The sequence below is a fragment of the Tessaracoccus sp. genome (assembly GCF_016714275.1).
Lineage (GTDB): Bacteria > Actinomycetota > Actinomycetes > Propionibacteriales > Propionibacteriaceae > Arachnia.
In genome coordinates this window covers 1-18,260 of record NZ_JADJNP010000007.1, presented here as the reverse complement: position 1 = coordinate 18,260, position 18,260 = coordinate 1, and the positions used below count along the sequence as shown (strand labels likewise).

22 protein-coding genes are annotated in these 18,260 nt (G+C 65.8%); 2 read left to right on the top strand and 20 right to left on the bottom strand.

Annotated elements, in window-relative coordinates:
• Position 1: 1 nt before the first annotated feature.
• The 16 genes from IPJ61_RS18680 to IPJ61_RS18605 all read right to left on the bottom strand — a co-directional run bounded on the left by IPJ61_RS18680 (position 2) and on the right by IPJ61_RS18605 (position 14,262).
• The gene (locus IPJ61_RS18680; RefSeq protein ID WP_297111388.1) at positions 2-625 is read right to left on the bottom strand and encodes a hypothetical protein; all 624 of its coding nucleotides are present in this window, start codon (positions 623-625) and stop codon (positions 2-4) included.
• 4 nt (positions 626-629) lie between these two features.
• Positions 630-1,868: a hypothetical protein gene (locus tag IPJ61_RS18675; RefSeq protein ID WP_297111385.1), complete on the bottom strand. Its 1,239-nt coding sequence runs from the start codon at positions 1,866-1,868 to the stop codon at positions 630-632.
• Positions 1,868-2,665: a hypothetical protein gene (locus tag IPJ61_RS18670; protein ID WP_297111383.1), complete on the bottom strand. Its 798-nt coding sequence runs from the start codon at positions 2,663-2,665 to the stop codon at positions 1,868-1,870. Before IPJ61_RS18670 ends, IPJ61_RS18675 begins: the two co-directional genes overlap by 1 nt.
• Position 2,666: 1 nt before the next feature.
• A complete protein-coding gene (locus tag IPJ61_RS18665; RefSeq protein ID WP_297111380.1) occupies positions 2,667-3,521 on the bottom strand; it encodes a hypothetical protein in 855 nt (284 codons plus the stop codon).
• A gap of 4 nt (positions 3,522-3,525) precedes the next feature.
• Positions 3,526-5,151 (bottom strand): hypothetical protein, encoded by a 1,626-nt coding sequence (locus IPJ61_RS18660; protein ID WP_297111377.1) that lies wholly within the window; start codon positions 5,149-5,151, stop codon positions 3,526-3,528.
• Entirely contained in the window at positions 5,151-10,007 is a 4,857-nt protein-coding gene (locus tag IPJ61_RS18655; protein WP_297111375.1) for a tape measure protein, read from the bottom strand. Before IPJ61_RS18655 ends, IPJ61_RS18660 begins: the two co-directional genes overlap by 1 nt.
• Before the next feature lie 9 nt (positions 10,008-10,016).
• Positions 10,017-10,256, bottom strand: a complete 240-nt coding sequence (locus IPJ61_RS18650; protein ID WP_297111568.1) for a DUF1799 domain-containing protein — start codon at positions 10,254-10,256, stop codon at positions 10,017-10,019.
• A gap of 47 nt (positions 10,257-10,303) precedes the next feature.
• Positions 10,304-10,615, bottom strand: coding sequence for a phage tail assembly chaperone (locus IPJ61_RS18645; protein WP_297111373.1), 312 nt, complete (start codon positions 10,613-10,615; stop codon positions 10,304-10,306).
• Between the two features lie 113 nt (positions 10,616-10,728).
• Complete coding sequence (locus IPJ61_RS18640; protein ID WP_297111370.1) at positions 10,729-11,373, bottom strand: phage tail tube protein; 645 nt, start codon at positions 11,371-11,373, stop codon at positions 10,729-10,731.
• Between the two features lie 77 nt (positions 11,374-11,450).
• Positions 11,451-11,855, bottom strand: coding sequence for a phage tail terminator-like protein (locus IPJ61_RS18635; RefSeq protein WP_297111366.1), 405 nt, complete (start codon positions 11,853-11,855; stop codon positions 11,451-11,453).
• The gene (locus IPJ61_RS18630; RefSeq protein ID WP_297111363.1) at positions 11,852-12,292 is read right to left on the bottom strand and encodes an HK97 gp10 family phage protein; all 441 of its coding nucleotides are present in this window, start codon (positions 12,290-12,292) and stop codon (positions 11,852-11,854) included. The genes IPJ61_RS18635 and IPJ61_RS18630 overlap by 4 nt, the downstream gene beginning before the upstream one ends.
• Complete coding sequence (locus IPJ61_RS18625; RefSeq protein WP_297111360.1) at positions 12,292-12,672, bottom strand: hypothetical protein; 381 nt, start codon at positions 12,670-12,672, stop codon at positions 12,292-12,294. Before IPJ61_RS18625 ends, IPJ61_RS18630 begins: the two co-directional genes overlap by 1 nt.
• The gene (locus tag IPJ61_RS18620) at positions 12,669-13,220 is read right to left on the bottom strand and encodes a DnaT-like ssDNA-binding protein (protein ID WP_297111358.1); all 552 of its coding nucleotides are present in this window, start codon (positions 13,218-13,220) and stop codon (positions 12,669-12,671) included. The genes IPJ61_RS18625 and IPJ61_RS18620 overlap by 4 nt, the downstream gene beginning before the upstream one ends.
• 1 nt (position 13,221) lies before the next feature.
• Complete coding sequence (locus tag IPJ61_RS18615; protein ID WP_297111357.1) at positions 13,222-13,509, bottom strand: phage fiber-tail adaptor protein; 288 nt, start codon at positions 13,507-13,509, stop codon at positions 13,222-13,224.
• 233 nt (positions 13,510-13,742) lie between these two features.
• A complete protein-coding gene (locus tag IPJ61_RS18610) occupies positions 13,743-14,102 on the bottom strand; it encodes a hypothetical protein (RefSeq protein ID WP_297111354.1) in 360 nt (119 codons plus the stop codon).
• Positions 14,095-14,262 carry a hypothetical protein gene (locus IPJ61_RS18605; RefSeq protein WP_297111351.1) on the bottom strand — a complete coding sequence of 56 codons (168 nt, stop codon included), beginning with the start codon at positions 14,260-14,262 and terminating at the stop codon, positions 14,095-14,097. The genes IPJ61_RS18610 and IPJ61_RS18605 overlap by 8 nt, the downstream gene beginning before the upstream one ends.
• A 44-nt stretch (positions 14,263-14,306) precedes the next feature.
• Here IPJ61_RS18605 and IPJ61_RS18600 point away from each other — a divergent pair, with 44 nt between their 5' ends.
• Positions 14,307-15,005, top strand: a complete 699-nt coding sequence (locus tag IPJ61_RS18600; protein ID WP_297111349.1) for an HNH endonuclease — start codon at positions 14,307-14,309, stop codon at positions 15,003-15,005.
• Here IPJ61_RS18600 and IPJ61_RS18595 read toward each other — a convergent pair.
• On the bottom strand, positions 14,998-16,221 hold the full coding sequence (locus IPJ61_RS18595; protein WP_297111346.1) for a hypothetical protein: 1,224 nt from the start codon (positions 16,219-16,221) through the stop codon (positions 14,998-15,000). The two genes, IPJ61_RS18600 and IPJ61_RS18595, sit on opposite strands and share 8 nt — an antisense overlap.
• A gap of 164 nt (positions 16,222-16,385) precedes the next feature.
• Here IPJ61_RS18595 and IPJ61_RS18590 point away from each other — a divergent pair, with 164 nt between their 5' ends.
• Positions 16,386-16,538, top strand: coding sequence for a hypothetical protein (locus tag IPJ61_RS18590; RefSeq protein WP_297111343.1), 153 nt, complete (start codon positions 16,386-16,388; stop codon positions 16,536-16,538).
• A 799-nt stretch (positions 16,539-17,337) separates the two neighbouring features.
• Here the strand turns inward: IPJ61_RS18590 and IPJ61_RS18585 are convergent.
• From IPJ61_RS18585 to IPJ61_RS18575, 3 genes are all read right to left on the bottom strand, one after another.
• Complete coding sequence (locus IPJ61_RS18585) at positions 17,338-17,526, bottom strand: hypothetical protein (RefSeq protein ID WP_297111340.1); 189 nt, start codon at positions 17,524-17,526, stop codon at positions 17,338-17,340.
• A 20-nt stretch (positions 17,527-17,546) separates the two neighbouring features.
• A complete protein-coding gene (locus tag IPJ61_RS18580) occupies positions 17,547-17,741 on the bottom strand; it encodes a hypothetical protein (protein WP_297111337.1) in 195 nt (64 codons plus the stop codon).
• Positions 17,742-17,913: 172 nt separating this feature from the next.
• Positions 17,914-18,260 (bottom strand): hypothetical protein (locus IPJ61_RS18575; protein WP_297111334.1); only part of this gene is annotated, 347 nt, incomplete at its 5' end.

The window sequence follows — 18,260 nt, the reverse complement described above, 5'->3', positions numbered from 1 at the left end:
CCTACTCCCCGACTGGACGCGCGTCGTTGAGCGAGTCGACGAACGACCTGAACGCGAGGATCGGGTGCCCGGGCGCATAGCGCTCGATCCGGTCCCACCAGTCGGTGGTGTCGATGCGACCGGGGTGGTTCTCGTCGAGTACCGGTTCGAGGTTGCGAAGCGACTGCAGCACGGTGATCTCGCACCCCTCCTTGCAGTCGAATGGCTTCGACAGCGCGACGATCGCGTTCCGGCGCACGCCCTGGAATTCGACCCATTCCTCATAGACAGAGACGCTCGGCCAGGCCCCAAGTTCGATCGGCGGGATCGGCGTGACGCGCACGCGCTCGAGCGGGTAGCCGACGACGTGCATCGTCTGCGGCACCGGAGGCGTGTAGACCGGGGCCTCGGCGGGCGGCGTGTAGGCCTCGGGCTCGGGGAACACCTCGAGCCACTCCTCGCGCGTTGGCAGTTCGGTGAGGTCGACCCACCCCTTGATGGTGCGGCCGAACTGGTTCTGCTCGATGAAGCGATCGTAGACGTTGCTGACCATCGGGATCATGCGCGGAACGTCGGGCGCCCTCCACACCTGTTCCCAGCGATGCCGGGGAACGCCGGCGTAGTCGAGAAGGATCTGGTTGCTCATGCGATCACCTCCTGCGTATGTTGATGTTGATCGTGACCCAGCGGCGGCCCGTCGGCGCGTCCGGCTCCCACCATTGGACGAACACCAGGTCGTACAGGTACGTGCTCGTCGCGTCGTCCCACATCTCGAACCACGCACACCAGTAGACGCGCGCCCCGGACCGCGTGCACAGCACGCCGGAGTAGCCGACGCTGTAGGTGTCGGCGTAGTCGTTGACCAGGTCATCGATTACCGACAGATCGATCTCCGGGCCGTAGTAGACGACCGGTTCGACGTGGACGACGGCGAACGCGGAGGTGTCGAACGACACGGCGGCGCGGTTGATCGCGACGTTGTTGCTTGCCAGCACTTCCGGGACTTCGACCACCCACCAGAACAGATTGCGCACCGGATCGAAGCGCGGGCCTTCTCCTAAGTCTGCGTGACTGAGCGTCCACCCGTCGCCCGTCGCTGGCACCGCGATGTCTGCACCGGCCGTGCTGGTGGCGCAGTCGATGAACAGAACCGACCCGTTGTCGCCACCGCCAACGTAGCGGCGCCAGATCAGCATCTGATCCAACACCGAGTCGTAGCACATGGAGTCGATCCCGTTCGAGATCCCCGTGTCGGTCCAGATCGACGTTTGTCCGTAGGTGACCGGGTCGATCAACAGAATCTCTCGGTTGTGACTCCCGTCGGTGGTGTGCACCCACAGGTTCCCGCTGCCGTCCACCGCCCCGAGCGCGAAGGTGATCCCGGCCGCGAAGTCGGCCACCGTATCGCCGAGCGTCCCGTCGCTGTTGACCTTGCGAATCCAGCGCGTCCGATACCCCGACGAAGGGTCAGTCTCGATGCAGTAGACGTCGCCCGTGTTCTCGTTGGGGAACAAACCCACGGAGTTGGAGGCTGCGTCCGTCTCAAGTTCAATCGACCCGTCAGACGCCCATCGGATCCATCTGTACGCGCCCGGCCCGGATCGGTAGCATTCGGCCCAAACGACATCGTTCACCGGGTCGTACCAGTGCTCGTAGTGCACGCCCGCGGTGCCGACCGATTCGACGGCGGACCACGATTCGATGGCTGACAGATTCGACGGGTCTACGATGGCCCAGGTGCTGGGTGCGGCGTTCGGAAAGTCCGCGTTCGTCCAGCCGACCTCGGTCGAACCGATCCAGATGCGGTCAGTCGACGGCACGTACAGGTAGAAGTACGGCGAGAGCTTGGTCCCCGCCGGGTACGCTGGCATCCGGGTGCCGGTCGCCATCAGAACCACCCCACGATCGACCCCGTGATTCCCGCGAGCGTCACGTCCGCCGATGCCGGCGCGTGGAACGAGATCAAGTCGCCGATGTCGGTTGTGACGGCGCTCGACATTCCCGTTACGGTTACCGTCGACGTTCCCGCGCCATATGTCGACGTCGCCAGCGCCGCCCCGTTGCGCTTGACCGCAATAGCCGTGTTCGCCGTCGCATTCGCTGTCGCCGTCCACTGCGACCCCGCGAGCTGCGCCTCGAGGTATAGCGGGTACGGGCAAACGAACTGGAACAGCACCTCGGACGCGTCCGGCACACCGCCAACGAAGAACGACAGGCAGAAGTCGTCCGCGATCTTCTCGCCTCCGGCCAGCGCGCGAGATGGCCACCCGAGCGACAGGTCGATCGCAAGCACCGCATCCGCGCTGCCGGCCGCCGAGATCGATGCCGCTATTGCCTTCCGGCGCGCCTGGCACGCAATGACGTACCCCATCATGCCGCGCACGATCTGCGACGACAGGTCGTCCACGAGCGGCCGCTTGAGCTCGTGCCAGGTCTCGTCCTCGCTGGCCCACCACACCGATGTCTCGTCGCCCGTGCGCAACGCCGCGTAGGCCGCGAGCAGCGCCGCGCGCGACGCGCCGTCGGTCGCGAACACCTGCTCCGTCGCCGGCGCCGACGGCAGGAGCGCGTCGATGATGACGCCGGCCTCGATGTGCAGCGTCGCCACGCGCTCCAGCATCGACAGCCACGCGGCCTTTGCTGCGGCCGTCGTCGCGAACCCGTAGTGGGTGTTGTCGAGCGGCATGTCAAATGCTCTCGGTGATCTGCAGCTGCATGCCCTGCGAGCGGAACGTCGCCGCGCTCATCCCGGAGAGCTCGTCCAGCGTGCCGACGAAGCCCTTGTACTGCAGCACGGCCGGATCCCAGAACTTCGGCACGTAGTACACCTCGTTCACCGTGCGGCTCACGCGCAGCATCTCCTGCACGCGGTACTCCTCGGGGCCGTTCCAGATCAGCGGCAGGTTGAATATCTCCTTGCGCGCGGCGCGGCGCGCTCGCCCGACGATGCCGCCGTTCAGCAGCACGGCCTTGCTCGAGAAGTCCTTCATCGGCCGCCGGCCGTTGTACTCGGCCCCGTGCTCGAGGATCAGCGCCGGGCCCATGAAGAGGCGCCCGAACTGCAGGTAGCCGTCGGGGTTCGCCGTGTCATCGAAGAACAGATCCCAGTATTTCGAGGTCACGTCCTCGTTGAGGAACAGGCCCGGCGTCCATGGGGCACCGTAGATCGTGCTGATCGGCGCGTCGTCCCACCAGTTGCCCGTGCTCCGCCACTCGATGCCCCAGGTGTCGAACGGGATGCGCCAGAGGTCCAGCACGCCCGTGTCGAGAAGGTCCGAGGCGCCCGCGGTGGTGCCGGCCTTCACGCGGAACGTGCAGTCGCGCGTCGCGTTGGTGTTCATCGGGGCGATGGAGCGGATGGTGCGCGGGGTCGGGAACGTCACGCGCAGCCACGTCGAGGTGGTCAGCAGATCGGTGGTCCGCGCGACAGCCGTCGGTTCTGGGTCGTAGAGGTTCGACGGCGGGAACAGGGACTCGTAGCTCCCCTGGGACACCGTGGCCTCGGTGAAGCGGTTCGGCCAGCACAGCGCCAGATTGCGCATGACGTCAACCCCACATGGTCAGCGTTGCCTTGGGCACTTCGCTGCCCAACTCGTAGCGGATGGACACGACCATCATTTGCTTGCCAGCCTCCAGGCCGAAGTCGTCGGCGTAGATCGTCCCGACGATTCCAAGGTCGACCGAGTAGAAGATGTCGTAGCTGAACGGCACCGTGATCTCGATCCAGTCGCGCGCGCGGCCGAAGATGACCGACAGATCCTCGGACGGCACCGGCACGTGCGCCTCGATGTCGCCACCGGAGGTGACGCGCCGGCCGGCGGCGAAGCTTTCGAGGATGTAGTCGGTGGCCTGCGCGAACTGCGTGAGCGTCGGCGTCGAGTCGTCGCTGTTCAGGCACTCGTAGGTGGTCGACAACGGGTACTGCTCGGCCAACTCCTTGCGCACGTTGTCGGGCACGACGCCGAACAGGCCGCTGCTCTGCACGGTCCAGTTCTTGGGGTACTTCTGGACGATCTTGCCGTAGGGCTGGCCGCGCCCGGGGTCGCCACTGGTGACGCGACGGATCGTCCAGATTTGGTCGGCCCTGATGGTGAACTCGGGCGTGCCGTCGGCGGGGTCGGTGATGCGCCCGACGGTGAACTCGCCGTCGCGGTTGAAGCCCACCCAGGCGCCGACGCAGCCGGCGATGTCGGACAGGGCCTTGGCGAACGTGGTGCTGTCGTCGCGCGCGTAGTAGCCCACCTTCGAGCCGCCAGGGACCGTATCAGCCCACGCCTCGAAGTCGTTCCAGGCCGTGTAGTTGAGCGCGAGGCCGGGCACCGCCGCGTCGGCGGCGATGTCCTGCATGACCAGGGACGGGTTCGCGCGCTCCTCGGCGTACTGGTAGCGCATCGCGTCGCACGTCAGCTGCCCGACGATGGGCGAGCCCAGTTTCATCACGCCGTCGGTGGTGCAGCAGATGTAGTGCCCGATGGGCACGTCGGCCGCGGCCAAGGCGTCGTAGTCGGCCTCGTCGTTGTAGTCGGCGCCCGCGATGCGTGCAATCACCGAGCCTCCGTCCTTCGCGTGCGCGGCGTGCGTCAGGCCGTTGGAGGCCACCATCGCGATCAGCAGGTACGGGTCGATCATCACCGGGGAGATGTTCATCGGCGAGCCGTAGCAGACCGGCTTGGCGGTGTCGGTGAGGGCCGCGATCCCTTCGATGCCGCCCGTGCCCAGGAAGCGCGGGCACAGCGGCTTGTCGAACAGGGTGAACTTCTCCTTCAGGTTCACCTGCAGCGTGTCGCCGTCCCCGACCATCGACACGATGGTGGCCGTGCCGACCTTGTACCAGCCGTCCGGGAAGATCGCGGGGATGAAGTCCTCCACGAAGTAGACGTTCCAGTCCTGGCCGGCCACGCCGAAGCGCGGGAGGTCGTTGAACACGCCGTCGGTGTTGTTGATCCGAGCGGTGCCCTTGCTGGCCGTGGTGAGCCCGAACAGCAGCTTTCCTGCCTGCGTGGAGGATGCGATGGAACTCTCGATGAATCCGGGGTCGATCAGCCGTCGCCACACGGGCGTGTTCGCCGGCGTGCTGCCCGCGCTCGTGATGAAGCCGTCGGTGGCGATCACGTAGTCGCGCAGCGTGCCGGCTGCGTCGATGGCCGCCTTGAAGTGGACGGCGATCAGCATCAGACGGCCCCGTTCGAGGCGGCCCCGGCGATGGTCGCCAGCTTGCCCTCGATGGAGACCAAGCGCCCTTCAAGCCCCGTCCAGCGGTTCTGATCGGTCACCCACTGCGCCTGGATCGCGGTCCGGTCGGCCTGCCATTCGGCGATCTGTGCGTCGATTGCGGTCACGAGATTGGTGATCTCGGTGTTCTTGGTCGTCATCACGCCGTCCAGCGCCGTGCTCAGGGTGCCAAGCTCGGTGATGATGTCGCCCGTGTTGTCGGCCGTGGTCGCCGTTGCGTCCTTGGTGTCCTGCAGCGCCTTCAGCTGCTGCTCGTCCTTCGTCAGCTGTCCAGGGATGCTGGACAGGGACAGGCCCACGCTGTCGAGCGCCCCCGTGATGCGCAGGAACTCCGCGGCGTAGTTGCCGCCGCTGCCCGAGAAGGACTGCGACTCCTGCAGTGCGAGGGTGCCTGCTCGAGCCAGCTTGCCGGCGATCTCAGGGTTCTTCGGGTCCATCTGGTACTGCGCGAACAACGTGTCGAAGTTGTCGCTGGCCAGCTTCACCTGATCCTTGGGCGCGAGCGCCGTCAGCGACCCGGTGCGCATCTCCAGCAGCGTGTTCGCGATGTCCTCGCCGATGGACTTCAGCTGCTTGAAGGTGTCGATCTCCTCGCGCAGCTGGTCCATGCGCGTGCTCCGCGCCTCGTTGATCCGGTCGGCCTCCTGTTGCGAGGCGTCGGTGGCGGCCGACGACGAGATGCTCGCTTTTTGCGTGACGAGCGACGTGATGCGCGCGGCGTAGTCGGCGGGGTTCTCGGCCAGATGCGAGAACAGCCACTGGATCTGGCTGTCGATGAAGCCCGTGGCCCCGGCGGTGTCCTTCTTCGCCACGAACTGGTCCACGATGGTCGAGTTGATCGTGTCTCGGATGTTGCCCTTGGCGCCCACGATGCTGTCGCGGCCGGCGATGGCCGCCTGCAGCTTCTCGATGTTCGTCTGCGGCGCGGTCCCCAGCGCCTGCGCGAGCGCGTCCTGCAGCGACGTGATGTTCTGGCCCAGTTCGATGAAGCGGTCGGCCACCGTCTGCGCGGGATGCTCCAGCTCGGCCAGCGACTTCGACAAGTCGCCGAACGTGGCCGTGAGGCTGTCCATCTCCTTCGTGATGCCGGTGCGCTCCAACTCCGCAGCGGCCTGCTGCACGGACTTGAACGCCGGGTACAGCGCGATCAGCGTGTTCGCCAGGTCCTGACCGGCGGTGGTGGAGGTGTCGATGTTGCGCACCAGCGCCTCGAAGTTCTCCACGCTGTCCGGGATCGTGATGTTCAGCTTCGCGAAGCCCGCCTGCAGCCGCTCCGTCGGCGAGTCGAATGCCTGCGAGATGGACTGCGCGACCGATTCGGCCGCCTGCTCCGCGGCCGTCGAAAGCTGATCAGCCTGGCGGATCCACTCGGCGAGCGGGCCCGACAGCGCGATGGTCGAGGCGTACTGGTTGCGGCCGGCCTCGGTCAAGGTGTCGATGCCGTCGACCGTCGTGCGGAACCACGCCTTCAGTTCGGCGGTGGGCAGCGTCAAGTCGGGGCCCAACCCCACGTTGTCGAACGCCTTGCTCAACTGCGTGGTGCGCGCGGTCTGCTGCTCCTGCGGCGAGAAGAAGTTCTCGAAGAAGGACGAGACGTTGGCCTTCAGCTTGTCGAGCCCGCCGGACGAGTTGGCCAGCTGGTCGATGGCCGACGCGGTGAGGTTCGCGATCTCGCCGAGCGAGCCGGGCACGCCACGCACGCTGTCGGCGAAGTCCTTGATCGCGCCGGCCAAGGCCAGCAGGTTGTCGATGGCATCCGGGGCCGCGGTGGCGGGGTCCAGGCGCTTGAAGAAGTCCGAGAACCCCTGCCCCAGGTCCGCGCCCTGCAGCGCCGCCAGGAGGGCGCGCTTGGCCTCGGTGGCCAGTTCCTTGGCGATGTCCTCGGCGTTGCGCCCGATGTCACGGCCGGCGCTGTTGTCGAGCGTCGTCACGCCCAGGGCGTTCACCACGCGCGAGGCAACGCGATTGGAAGCCTTGCCCTGGGGATCGGTGTCGAAGCCCAGGCTGATGCTCGTGCCGGCCGCCGAGCCGCCGAACTTCTGCGCGGCGTTCTGGAAGCCGGCGACGATCCCCTCGCCCAGCGTGCGTACCAGGGCGTCACTGTCGGCCGGGGTGAACAGGCGCTCGCCCGCATTGGTCGAGAACGACCCGCCGCTCTTGGGCCCGCCGCCCTCCATGGAAGAGAGAATCGCCATGACCGCTGCCACGCCGCTGGCAATCGGCCCCAGCGCCCCGGCAATCGTGCCCAGGCCGTTGGCGATCCCGCCAGCAAACAGGTCAGTCCCCATCCCCAGCAGCCCGGTGACGCTGCCCTCGGCGCCCCACGCGGTCAGGCCAGATGCGAACCCGCTGCCGAACGACCCAATCGACCCGCCAAGCGACGCCAGCCCGCCAAGAGTGCCCAGACCGGATCCGGCGCTGGTGGCGGCCGACGCGGTGCCAGTGAGCCCGAGCGCGCCCGTCAGCGCTCCGATGGAACCCTGAACGATCGGCCGAAGGACCATGTTGGCGAACATCCCCTTGATCGAGTCGCGCAGCGTGAGGAACGCCGACTTCCCGGACTCGGCCGCGCGAAAGATGCTGTCGGTCAATCCCCGGTTGATGTCGTCGGAAGCGCGCTGCCAGGCCGTCGCCGCGTCCTTCGCAGCGTTTTCCTGGCTCTTCACGAGGTCCGCCGCACGGTCCTTGTCGAACCCTTCGACCGTCAGCTGCCGGCGTTCGCGCATCAGCCGGATCTCGTTCTCCAGCTGCGTGATCTTGGTCTCACCGAGATCGTTGCTCTTGGCGACGATCAGTTCGTACTCCTTCTCGGTGATGGCCAGGTCCTGCTTCTTCAAGTTCAGCTCGAGCACCAGGCGCGCGCTCAGGCCGATCTGCTCGTTGTGATCGCGCATGGCCTGGACCGTGCCGGCCAGCGCGCCGATTCGGCCTTGCTCGGTGGACGACTCCTTGTTCGCCAGGTCGATGACCCGCTCGCGGGCCTTCAGTTCCTCCTGCTCGGCGGCGGTCGCCTTGTTGCGCTCCTCGGCCAGCGCGATCAGCGTGGCCTTGGCGTCGACGTCGAGTTGCAGGCTCGCGCGATGCGCGGCGGTCAGCTTGAGGTTGGAGTCAAGCAACCGCTCTTTCATCTCGGCGGCGAACTTCTCCGCCTGGGTCAGCTTGCCCTCGGAGTCCAGTGCCAGCAGATCAGCTGCGGCCTTCTTGCGGATCGCGTCGGAGAGCGAGTTGTATTCCTGCTCCTCCTGCTTGCTATTGTCCTTGCCCTTGGGCTTGAACTTCTCATCGATGTTCTTCAGCCCCTGCTCCAGCGAATTCAGCGCCTTCGCGTACTGCTCGGTGCCCTGGGCGAACGGCTTCACCGTGTCGGTGAACTCGCGCAGCAGCTTGGTCTGGTCCGCGAGCTTCTTGCCGGCCTGCGAGAGGTTGCCGGGCTCGTTGGCGAACTTCGACAGAGCCTCATTGGCTTTGCGAGAGGCGGTGTCGAGCGCCTGGGCCGCCTGGGCCCGTTGCTCGATGATCGCGTCCCACGCCTTGTTCTCGCGCGCTGCACGTTCGACCGACTGAGCCTGCGCCTCCTCCGGGGTCGGCAGGATCCGCTGCGCGAGCGCGCCGGTGATGCGGAACAGCGGGCTCGCCTCGAGCGCGTTGAACGGGTTGAAGTTGTCCTGATTCAGCAGGATCTTCGGCAACGGCTGGTTGTTCATCCGGTCGACCACGTCGGCGATGGACGTAAGCGCCTTGGCCATCCCAAGCAGCCCGCCGGCCGCGCGCTGCGACTCGCCCGTCATCTTGTCGAGCTTGCCGATGAGGTCGGTCGTCGCGTTCTGCAGCACCGTGGTCGCCTGCCCCACAGTGGTCACCGAGACGGCGAACTCGGAGTCGATGGTCTTGGCAGCCTTCTGCAGCGCGCCGACGATGGCCTCGCCCGTCAGCTGACCCTCTCTTCCCATCTCGCGCAGCTTCCCGATGCTCACCCCCAGGCCATCGGCGATGGCCTGCGCCACACGCGGGGTCTGCTCCATCACGGAGTTGAGCTCGTCGCCTCGCAGCGCGCCGGCCGCCATGCCCTGGCCCAGCTGGATCATCGCCAGCTTGGCGGACTCGGCCGACACGCCCGAGAGCGTGATGGCCTTCGACAGCGTCTCTGTGATCCGCACAGCGTCGGTCGTGGACACGCCGATGTCGCGCGTGCTGCGCACGATCTTCGCGAAGGTGTCGCCCAGGTCGGTGAAGCCGATGCGCGACCGCTGCGCGACCGCGAAGAGCGAGTTGTAAGCGTCGGAGGCCGCCAAGGTCGAGCCGGTAGCCAGCCGCAGCGTGGTGTTCAGCGACGTGATCGCATCGGCCTGCGACAGAAACGCCTGCCGGATGGCGAGAATCTTCTGGATGCCGAACTCGGCCAGGAACGCCGCCGCCCCGGCTGCCACGAGCTTCATCGCGCCTTCGACGCTCGTGAGCGACTGCAGCATGGCGCTCACGCCAGACGCGCCGTCCTGAGCGGCACGGGCGGTCTTGGCCGCAGCCTCTGCCGCCGCAGCCTGCGCCGCCGCCGCGCGGTCGCCGGCCTGGGCCGCTGCCGTGAGCGCGGCCGACAGCTTGTCCACCTTGGTGGCGGCCGTGGCGCCGGCGGTGCCCATGCCTTCCATGGCCTTGCCGGTGGCGCCCGCGGCGCCCTTGATCTGGTCGAACGCCTGCTCGACCTTCGGGCCCTTGGACGCGACCTTATCCAGCGCAGCTGCAGTCTGATCGGCATTCGTGTCGATCTTGATGCCAACGCTGACGATCTCGTCTGCCACTTCAGGCTCCTATTTGCGGTGGATCTCGTTGAGCGCGGCGCGCTCCATGACGCGGATGTCGGCGAACATCTCGTCGGCCCGCTCACGCGGCAGGCGCTTGGCGCGCAGCACCGCCAGGACAGCGGTGTAGTCGAGGCCCGTCGGGCCATTGAGGCCGTGCCGCCACTGGGTTCGCAACTCGGCGAACAACTGGAACGACGGCCAGTTCTCGGGCCAGACCTCGCACTCGAAGTCGTCGTCCGAGAACAGCCCGCCCTCCCCGTCGCTCTTCTGGTAGAGCGCGGCGGCGGCCTCCTTCAGTTTCCCAGCCGTGCGCCCAGGTACTCCTTCATGTAGCGGCTCAGGACGGCCTCGGCCGCGAGCGGGTGCGATTCGAGGAACAGCACCATGTTGTCGCGGTTGAACTCGTGCTCCTGATCCCAGCCGCACACGGTTTCCATCATCGCGTCCGGGTCGGCCATTCCGCGCATGGCCTGCATGTACTCGTTGAACTGGGTCTTGCTGCGACCCTTGAAGGTGAAGCCCACGGTGACGTTGCGCTCACCGATGACGGGGATGGACACGTCGAGCTTGAACGTCGGCGCGACGGCGAGGGTGATCTTGGCCATGAATGGGTTGTCCTTGTGCTCTTGGAAAAAGGCCCATGCTCGGGAGCGACCCGTGGGCGGAAATCGAAGTGGCCGCCACCACGCGATGAGCGCGGCGACGGCCAGGAGGGCGATCACGCCGAGTAGCGCGTGTGCCGATTGTTGCCCGCGAACTGGGCCGAGATCCGGTTGATCTGCCCGTCCTGCAGCCGCGGCACGTCGTTGAGCGCGAACGTGCAGGGCAGGTAGACCCGCGAGCCGCTGCGCATCAGCATCTTCAGGACGTTGTTGTTCTGGCTGTCCGTTCCAGTGCGCAGAGCGGTGTACCCGGCCGTCGTGTCGTCGTCGTCGAACTCGAGCGTCATCGAGGTCGCCTCGAAGCCGTCGTTGATCGAGTACTCCACGTCGCTTTCGGTGAACTTGTACTTGGACGTCTTCGGCCCGCCGCCCTGGCTTTGCGGGTTCATGACCTTCGAGAGCTGCGTCCAGGCCGAGATCTCTCGCACCGTGCCGGTTCCCGTGCCGGGCGGAAACCGATCGGTGCTGGACGTATCCATGCCCTTGAGCTTGAAGGTGTCCGTGGTCTTGTCGGAGACCTCGAAGACACGCTTGTTGAGCAGACCCCATCCACTCGTGATCTCGACCACGTCGCCGTTGTTGTAGCCGTGCGCAGTGCAGGACACGACAGCTTCGGAGGCGTTGGAGACCGCGGTGACGGTCAGCGGGGAGCCGAACGAACTCACGACGTAGAACAGGGTTCCGGTGGGCACAGCAGGCATGGCAGTTCTCCTGGAATGAAAAACCCGCCAGCGGCGGGTTCTTGGAGGTGCCCTCGCGGGCGGGGTTGAGGATTGGGTCAGGCGGTGAAGGACCGCCAGTAGATCGAGATGGGCACGCACCACCACTCGTCGACCACCTGGCCGCCCGCGATGTGGGCGGTGCGCAAGATCTCGACCTTGGTCGCGCCACTGATGAGGGTTTGGACAGGGGCGAAGCGATCGGCGATGGCCTGCGCGCGCGCGGCGGCAGCTGCGCTTCCGGCGCCCGCCGGGAAGTACAGCGTGACCTGCAGGATTCCGCGCTGCTCGACCACGTCGGAGCTGACGGCGTAGTCCACGGGATCGTTCACGAGCAGGTTCACGCGCTGCCACGGCACGCCCGTTATTGGCGTGTAGGAGACGTTTTCCCATGCGCTGGGCAACGGCGAGGCCATGCCGTTGAGACGCGACTCCAGCGCGGCGCGGATCGTGGCAATGCTCACGTCCGCAGCCCCTGAATGGCGCCGTGCAGCAGGTTCGAGAAGTCCTGCGCGGTCAGGCGTGCGAAGCCGGCGGGCGCCTGCTTCGAGTAGCCGCCCACGGTCTTGGGACCGTTCGCGCTGCCCGGAGGCTTGCCGTACAGCCCGAACTCCACGACCTTGGCGTAGGGCACCGAGTTGGTCAGGTAAATGTCCTGGCCGGGCTTCCAGTTGAGCAGCGCCTCGGCGGTGCGCGAGAGCGCGTCCGAGCCTGGAAGGTAGCCGTTGCGTCGGTTGATGTCGCCCAGTCCGCACTGGAAGTTCGCGCGCATGCGCCCGGAGTCAACCGGGGTCTTCAGAATCATCGACTTCTGCATGGCGATCGCGGATCGACGCACCACGTCCTCGGCTCGGCCCTTGGTCGCGTCGCACGCCCGCTTGAGGTCTTCTGCAAACGCCATCACACCCTCACCTGAGCGATGTAGGCGACAGCGACCTGACCTGGGCCGGGCTTGACGACGTCCACGTCCACGACGGTCAACGTCTCGCCGTCGATCGTGATCGTGTCGCCGGTCATGGGCTGGACGATCCCGCTCGTGCTCAGGATCACCATGCGATCGCCACGCTGGATGCGCGTGCCGTCGATGTCGCGCGTCCGGTACTTGGCGACCACGGCACGCCCCCCGGTGTACGTGATCGGGTCGACCGGCGTCGCCGAGCCAATCGAGGCGTCGTAGGTCGACGGCTCGCTCGACGGCCGCGTCAGCGTGATCTCGCCGGCAATGTCATCGTCGGCCAGGAGGTCGACGACCGTCGCCGCCAGTTCGTCGTAGAGGCTCATGCGCGCAGCACCGTCAGCATGGACGATGATCCGCCGTTCTCGAGGAGCGGAGCGAGCAGCTGCTCGACGGCCTGGAACGCCTTCGACTCGCGCGCGGCCGCAGCGTACTCGACCTCGATGGGGCCGACCTGCACGCGCTTCTTCTGCGCCGCGAGATCGGGCGCCAGAGCCCCGGAGACTGCGCGCACGGCGAGCTCGATGCAGGCGTGAATAACCCGGCCGGGAACTTCGTCCGCGGGCAGCCAGAAGCCGCCCGTCACCGGGTCGGCGACGACGCCCGTCGACTGGTAGACCGGCTCGTAGTCGACGTAGGCGCGTGGCCAGTCGAGCGCCTGGGCGGCGGACCGGCGCACGCCCTTCCAGGAGGCGTGGTACCGCTGCACCATGTAGTCGGTCGCCTGGATCAGGTATCCCTCTTTGACGTCGTCGTCCAGCGAGGCCCAGGCGGAGTCACGAGCCCGCGCCTCCAGGTAGTCGTCGGCTTGGGCGACCGTAGCGTAGCTGTTCGCGGACGCGACCAAGGTTCCGTCCTCGACAATCAGCGCCATGTCATCGCTCCCTGCACTTCAAGGTGATGGACCGGTCATCCTCCCGGCCGGCATCGGTGAAGATGTGATTCGAGAGAACGTACCTGGTTCCCGCGTCGCCGCCCGCGACGAAGCACCTGGTCAGCTTCTGTGTGTCGTCGATGGTGTCGTTACTCAGGGTCGGTCCGGTAGGGTCGATTGACCACGAACTGGCCGAAATCAGATCGCCGTCGACGAGCCAATCCGACCAGTCGAATCCGTAGTCGATGTTCGCGTTCGGGTCGTGCACGTAGGTTGCTAGGGTCGACATGACTCTTCCTATGCCTGAGATTCGGGACCTACGACGGTCGTGCGCTGATACTGCGGGACCGATGCCGTCCTGACATCCGCTGGAACGGGCACAACCCGCGATTCGATGGTCACCAGCGCCAGTCGATCTTCAGCCGCAACTGCGATGAGTACCTGCGGACGAAAGTACGGAACGCTGCCGCTGAAAAAGATCGGAATCCAGAACGCGAGCATCTTCGCCTCGTGCCAGTCCGATTACGGCCCGACCCTCACCGCCCCGACGGCAGCCGCCTCCACCGCCGCCGCTTTCTCCGCGACATCCACCGCGACCGCCGCTTCGATGGCCGCCTTCAACGTCGCGACGTTCTTCGGCTTGAGCGTGCGTACCTTGTCGGCGAGGTCGCCGCCTTGCTGCACGATGTACGACTGCGCGGCGTTCGACATGACGTGCTGCACGTAGGCGGCCTCGTCGGCGAGCAGCGCAGGATTCGCGATCATCTTTCCGGGCTTTTCCGGGTCTCCGACCTCGGCCGGCAAACTCGCGTTGTACCGCTCCAGCGCCCAGGTCAGGCCCGGCACGTCGGCGTCGTCGATTGTGATGGTGTAGTCAGCCATGGGATTCCTCCGGTTGCGTCTCTTGCATCTGTTCGTCGCCCTGCTGCTTCACGCGGCCGATGACTTCGAGGCTCACCTTCGCGGGCAACTCCAAGAGGCCCGCGAGGATGACGTTCACGTCTTGCAGGGACAGCGTGAGGGTGATGGTTTTGTCGTTCATGGCTCGGTATAATTAGGCCCATCAGACATTTATCGGATATGGCAATGGTCGAGATTTGGAAGCCGGTGCTTGGATGGGAAGGCTATTACTCTGTCAGCAACATGGGCCGCGTGAAACGCGACGCCGGTAGCCCAAGATGCAAGACGGACCGCCTCCTGCTTCCGAGGATGACGAATTACAACTACCTCGTCTTTGCGCCAGTCCGTAAGGGGACGACGCAGAAGGCTATGTGTGTGCACAGAGCGGTTCTTGAATCGTTCATCGGCCCCGCTCCTACTGAATTGCACCAAGGCAACCACAAGAACGGAAACAAGATCGATAACCGTGCGGAAAACCTGGAATGGGTGACACGCTCTGAGAACATCGCGCATGCATACCGCACTGGTCTTCATCGCCGATACGCCGGAAGCAACGCGAGCGCGGCAAAGCTGAACGAGGAGCAGGTTGCGGAGATTCTTCGGAAGATCGCCGCACGCGAGTATCGCCGCGACATCGCCGTTGAATTTGGAATTAGCACGAAAATGATCGACGAGATCGTCCAGGGCAACCACTGGCGCCACGTTCCACGCCCCGACATGTCCATGAAGCGCATGGGCCGCCACATCCTCACCGAATCCGACGTTCGCGAGATTCGCGTTATGCTCAAATCGATGACGTGCAGAGAAATCGGCGAGCGTTTCGGCGTCACCGGGCCGACGATTTGGCACATCAAGAGTGGCAGGACGTGGACTCATATCAAGTAAGCGCCGCAGTCCAGATCCACCCGCCGTCGTAGACGCCGATCTTCTTGTTTGTGGTGTCGTACACGACCGGGTACTGCCCCGTCGGGATGTCGGCAGGAACTCCAGTAGCGGTTCCGGCGCACCCAGGAACCATGATGTAGCCCACGGTTGCACTCGTCGCCAATGCGGCCGTCCCGAACGCGACATTTCCCTTGCTTCCGGTCCCTATCCCTACCGTATTGAACAGGGCCGTCGTCGAGTTCCATCCGATTTCAACTCGGGAACTGTTCGAGCCGTCAGTCCATCCACGGTACACCCGCAGCGTCTGCGCATTCGCGCCGTTGCGCTGGGCGAGGGTGCCGGCGGCGTCACGGTAGAGCAGCGTGTCGCCGACGGAGTCATCCGGGCCGCCTGACGCAAACCCGAACCCGACGCTTGACTTGACCCTGATCTGTCCGCCACCGATCCCAACATCAATTCCGTTTGCCGACTGAAGCACCAGCACATTGCTGCCCGCACCGAGGTTCGTCGTTTGGAGATACATCCCCTTCGTCGTGTGCCCTTTGAACCTAAATCCACCGGCCGCCAGCACATCTGCGGAAATCTGCCCCCCGCCAATTGATCCATTGACATCAAGTTGATACGAGGCCGCGACTGTCGGATTGTTCAGTACCACCTTGCCGTCGTACTGCAGGCGGAAATACTCGGTTGGGGTCGCGCCGGCCAGCATCACAATCGTGCCAGCAGTAGTTCCTGCGGTGTGCGTCGACGGGGCGCCAGCACCGAGTTGCAGCAGACCTTCGGCGTAGTTGCCGCCGCCCATCTCGCCAGTCGTGCAGGTGTTTCCGCCCAAGCGAATGAATGCTGCGTTCGAATCGCTGCTGCCGCCTGCGATCTTCAGGAACTGGTTCGTGTTGTTTCCGGTTCCTAGTCCTTGGACCCAAATCTGCGCCGGCTGGTTTGAGTTCTTCGGCTTGAGCGTGAACGTCAGCGGAGCCGCGCGCGTTCCTTGGAGATACAGGTACTCGTTGTTGAGCACCAATGTTTCGCCGCCCGTCGTGGTCGTGGCTTTGTTGCGGTACACGAAAATCGGACGCCACACATTCGCAGCGGTATCGACGTATTCCCAATACGCTTCTAAATCTCGTTCGGTCCCGGTGTTGTAGTTGCCTTCGATAACCCAGCGGAACGCGGGCTCGCTCGAAACAGCACCGTCGGCGTTGTACCCGAAATACATCACCGGGTCCCATTCACTGCTAAAAGTCGCTCCTCCAATATTGAGTTGAAACGGCCCAAGCCTCGGCGGTGCGACCTGAGGTCCAGGCCAAAAGGCGTTAGAGACAGCCCAGCTGAACGATGAATTGTCGATGGACGTTGGTACGTTGTCGCGGGATCGTCTGCGTGCTCGTGAACGTGTTCGCCGCTACCGCCGACAACACGTTTCAGACCGAGCAGCGACGCGGAGTTGATCGTCTTGATGTCGGTGCCGGAGATCAGTGCGGTCTGGAAGTACGCGGCCGCGTGGCCGCCAGCAGGGCGCTGTCGGCCGCCTGAGCGCTGATGCCGAGGTACGTGGAGGCGGCCGTCGAGGCCAGGAGGTAGGACGCGGCGCCCCGCCCGCGGCTCCCGCCGCCGTCGAGGCGTCAGGTACCCGCTCATCCCCGCGAGCGTCTGGTACGTCGACGAGGCGTGCGCGCTCGTCTCGTACCCTGAGAGGGACGGGATGTCGCTCGTGAGCGCGAGCGTGCCGCTGGACCCCGGCAGGGTCAGCGTCGTCGTTCCGGCGACGGCCGCGGCGTTGAGCGTGGACGTGCGGCGACTTTGGTGCGTAGAACTCGGCTGGCACCCGTCACCTCTTGCGCGGTGCCGGGCATGTCGCCCGCACCGGCGTCACTGCCGCGGGACGCGCCGCCGCCGTCCGGTGTCGCCGCCGGCGCTGTACGCTGCCGCGCCGCCCGCAGTTCCGCTGTCCGCTGCTTGCGCGCTGACGCCCAGGAACAGCGACGCGGCTGTCAGCCCCAGCGGTGGTCAGCCGCAGCACTGCCCCAACTGTCGCTGTTGTACGCGGTGTCCGTCGGGCCAATGAAGCGTCGGATGATCTGCATCAGGTCATCTCCGTGACACGCGCGGCACCGTCGCGTCGACCAGATCCGGTGATGATTCCCGTGTACTCGCCCTCGCCAAGCGCGAACGCCTCACCGGCAGCCAGCTTCACGCTGAACAGGGACGGCGTGACCGTCCCCGGCGGACGGGTACAGGTACAGCGTTGCCGGTGCTGTCGTTGAACGAGGCTACCTCCGCGCGAGGTTCGCGGCCGGGATGGTGATCCCTCGCTCGCTTGCAGAGACGCTGCTCACCCACCGCGCGCCGGGAGGCCGGTCCGTGCGTCTTGGTCGGCAGTGGGGTTCGTCGCCGACACGTCGCCGTCGTTCGTTCCGTCCGCGCCGATCACGAGCTTGCTTCGCGGGTACAGGACGCCAGCGATGTCGTCCGCAGCGAGGATCTTGCCGGCATTTGCGACCGCGGCGAGGTTGTCAGCCATGGTGATTCAGCCCTTTCGGGTCAACCCTTTCTCGATTTGGCTTCTGACTTGTCGGGCTCGGCCGAAGGGTCGGGATCCGGGAGTTTCGATCCGATCGGTTCGACCGGCGGCGCGGGAGGCTCGGCGAAGTACAGCCCCGTCGCGAGATACTCACGCGCATCGATGGCCTCGACGGTGTGCTCGCGGCCTTCGGCGTCATAGACGGTTCGCAACATCACTTGTCTCCCGCGGCAGGCCACGCGAACGTGGTCGTGCCGGTGAACGTCCCAGAGCCCGCCGTGTGCGACGCGTCGTCCCGCAATGGCGAAGTTCAGGAACATCAGCGCGGCCGTTGCGGTGCCGTCATGGACGCCGCCCGCCCGACTCGGTCAGCTGGGGTGGCGATACTCACCGAGCTGATCGCCGCGACCTTCGCAGCTGCCGTCGCGTTGGCGTCGACTGAAGCCACGTGGCTTCGGTGCCGACCAGCGTGGCGCCAGTGGATGCGACCGCAGACCCGAGCGCGTTGACGCCCGTGAATGCGTCGATGAACGTCCGGTCACGCCCATCGTTGGGTTGCCGCGGTTGATGGCGCCCAGCGAAGACGATCCCAGCCCCTCCGGGAACGTGTAGACCCTGGACGCCGCCGTACTGCGCCACGCCCGCGTCGTCGGCCACCGAGATCAGCGGCGCGGTGCACGCGAGAACGGTACGGTGGATCGGGCTGTCGCCGTACTCCGTGGCAACGACGTAGG

Bases quoted from the DNA above. Each gene is read 5' to 3' on its own strand.
- IPJ61_RS18610 (WP_297111354.1), bottom strand. From the start codon at position 14,102: ATGGCTGACTACACCATCACAATCGACGACGCCGACGTGCCGGGCCTG.
- IPJ61_RS18625 (WP_297111360.1), bottom strand. From the start codon at position 12,672: ATGAGCCTCTACGACGAACTGGCGGCGACGGTCGTCGACCTCCTGGCC.
- IPJ61_RS18675 (WP_297111385.1), bottom strand. From the start codon at position 1,868: ATGGCGACCGGCACCCGGATGCCAGCGTACCCGGCGGGGACCAAGCTC.
- IPJ61_RS18640 (WP_297111370.1), bottom strand. From the start codon at position 11,373: ATGCCTGCTGTGCCCACCGGAACCCTGTTCTACGTCGTGAGTTCGTTC.
- IPJ61_RS18615 (WP_297111357.1), bottom strand. From the start codon at position 13,509: ATGTCGACCCTAGCAACCTACGTGCACGACCCGAACGCGAACATCGAC.
- IPJ61_RS18605 (WP_297111351.1), bottom strand. From the start codon at position 14,262: ATGAACGACAAAACCATCACCCTCACGCTGTCCCTGCAAGACGTGAAC.
- IPJ61_RS18660 (WP_297111377.1), bottom strand. From the start codon at position 5,151: ATGCTGATCGCCGTCCACTTCAAGGCGGCCATCGACGCAGCCGGCACG.
- IPJ61_RS18630 (WP_297111363.1), bottom strand. From the start codon at position 12,292: ATGGCGTTTGCAGAAGACCTCAAGCGGGCGTGCGACGCGACCAAGGGC.
- IPJ61_RS18665 (WP_297111380.1), bottom strand. From the start codon at position 3,521: ATGCGCAATCTGGCGCTGTGCTGGCCGAACCGCTTCACCGAGGCCACG.
- IPJ61_RS18585 (WP_297111340.1), bottom strand. From the start codon at position 17,526: ATGGCTGACAACCTCGCCGCGGTCGCAAATGCCGGCAAGATCCTCGCT.
- IPJ61_RS18670 (WP_297111383.1), bottom strand. From the start codon at position 2,665: ATGCCGCTCGACAACACCCACTACGGGTTCGCGACGACGGCCGCAGCA.
- IPJ61_RS18680 (WP_297111388.1), bottom strand. From the start codon at position 625: ATGAGCAACCAGATCCTTCTCGACTACGCCGGCGTTCCCCGGCATCGC.
- IPJ61_RS18600 (WP_297111349.1), top strand. From the start codon at position 14,307: ATGGTCGAGATTTGGAAGCCGGTGCTTGGATGGGAAGGCTATTACTCT.
- IPJ61_RS18620 (WP_297111358.1), bottom strand. From the start codon at position 13,220: ATGGCGCTGATTGTCGAGGACGGAACCTTGGTCGCGTCCGCGAACAGC.
- IPJ61_RS18595 (WP_297111346.1), bottom strand. From the start codon at position 16,221: ATGTATTTCGGGTACAACGCCGACGGTGCTGTTTCGAGCGAGCCCGCG.
- IPJ61_RS18645 (WP_297111373.1), bottom strand. From the start codon at position 10,615: ATGGCCAAGATCACCCTCGCCGTCGCGCCGACGTTCAAGCTCGACGTG.
- IPJ61_RS18580 (WP_297111337.1), bottom strand. From the start codon at position 17,741: ATGTTGCGAACCGTCTATGACGCCGAAGGCCGCGAGCACACCGTCGAG.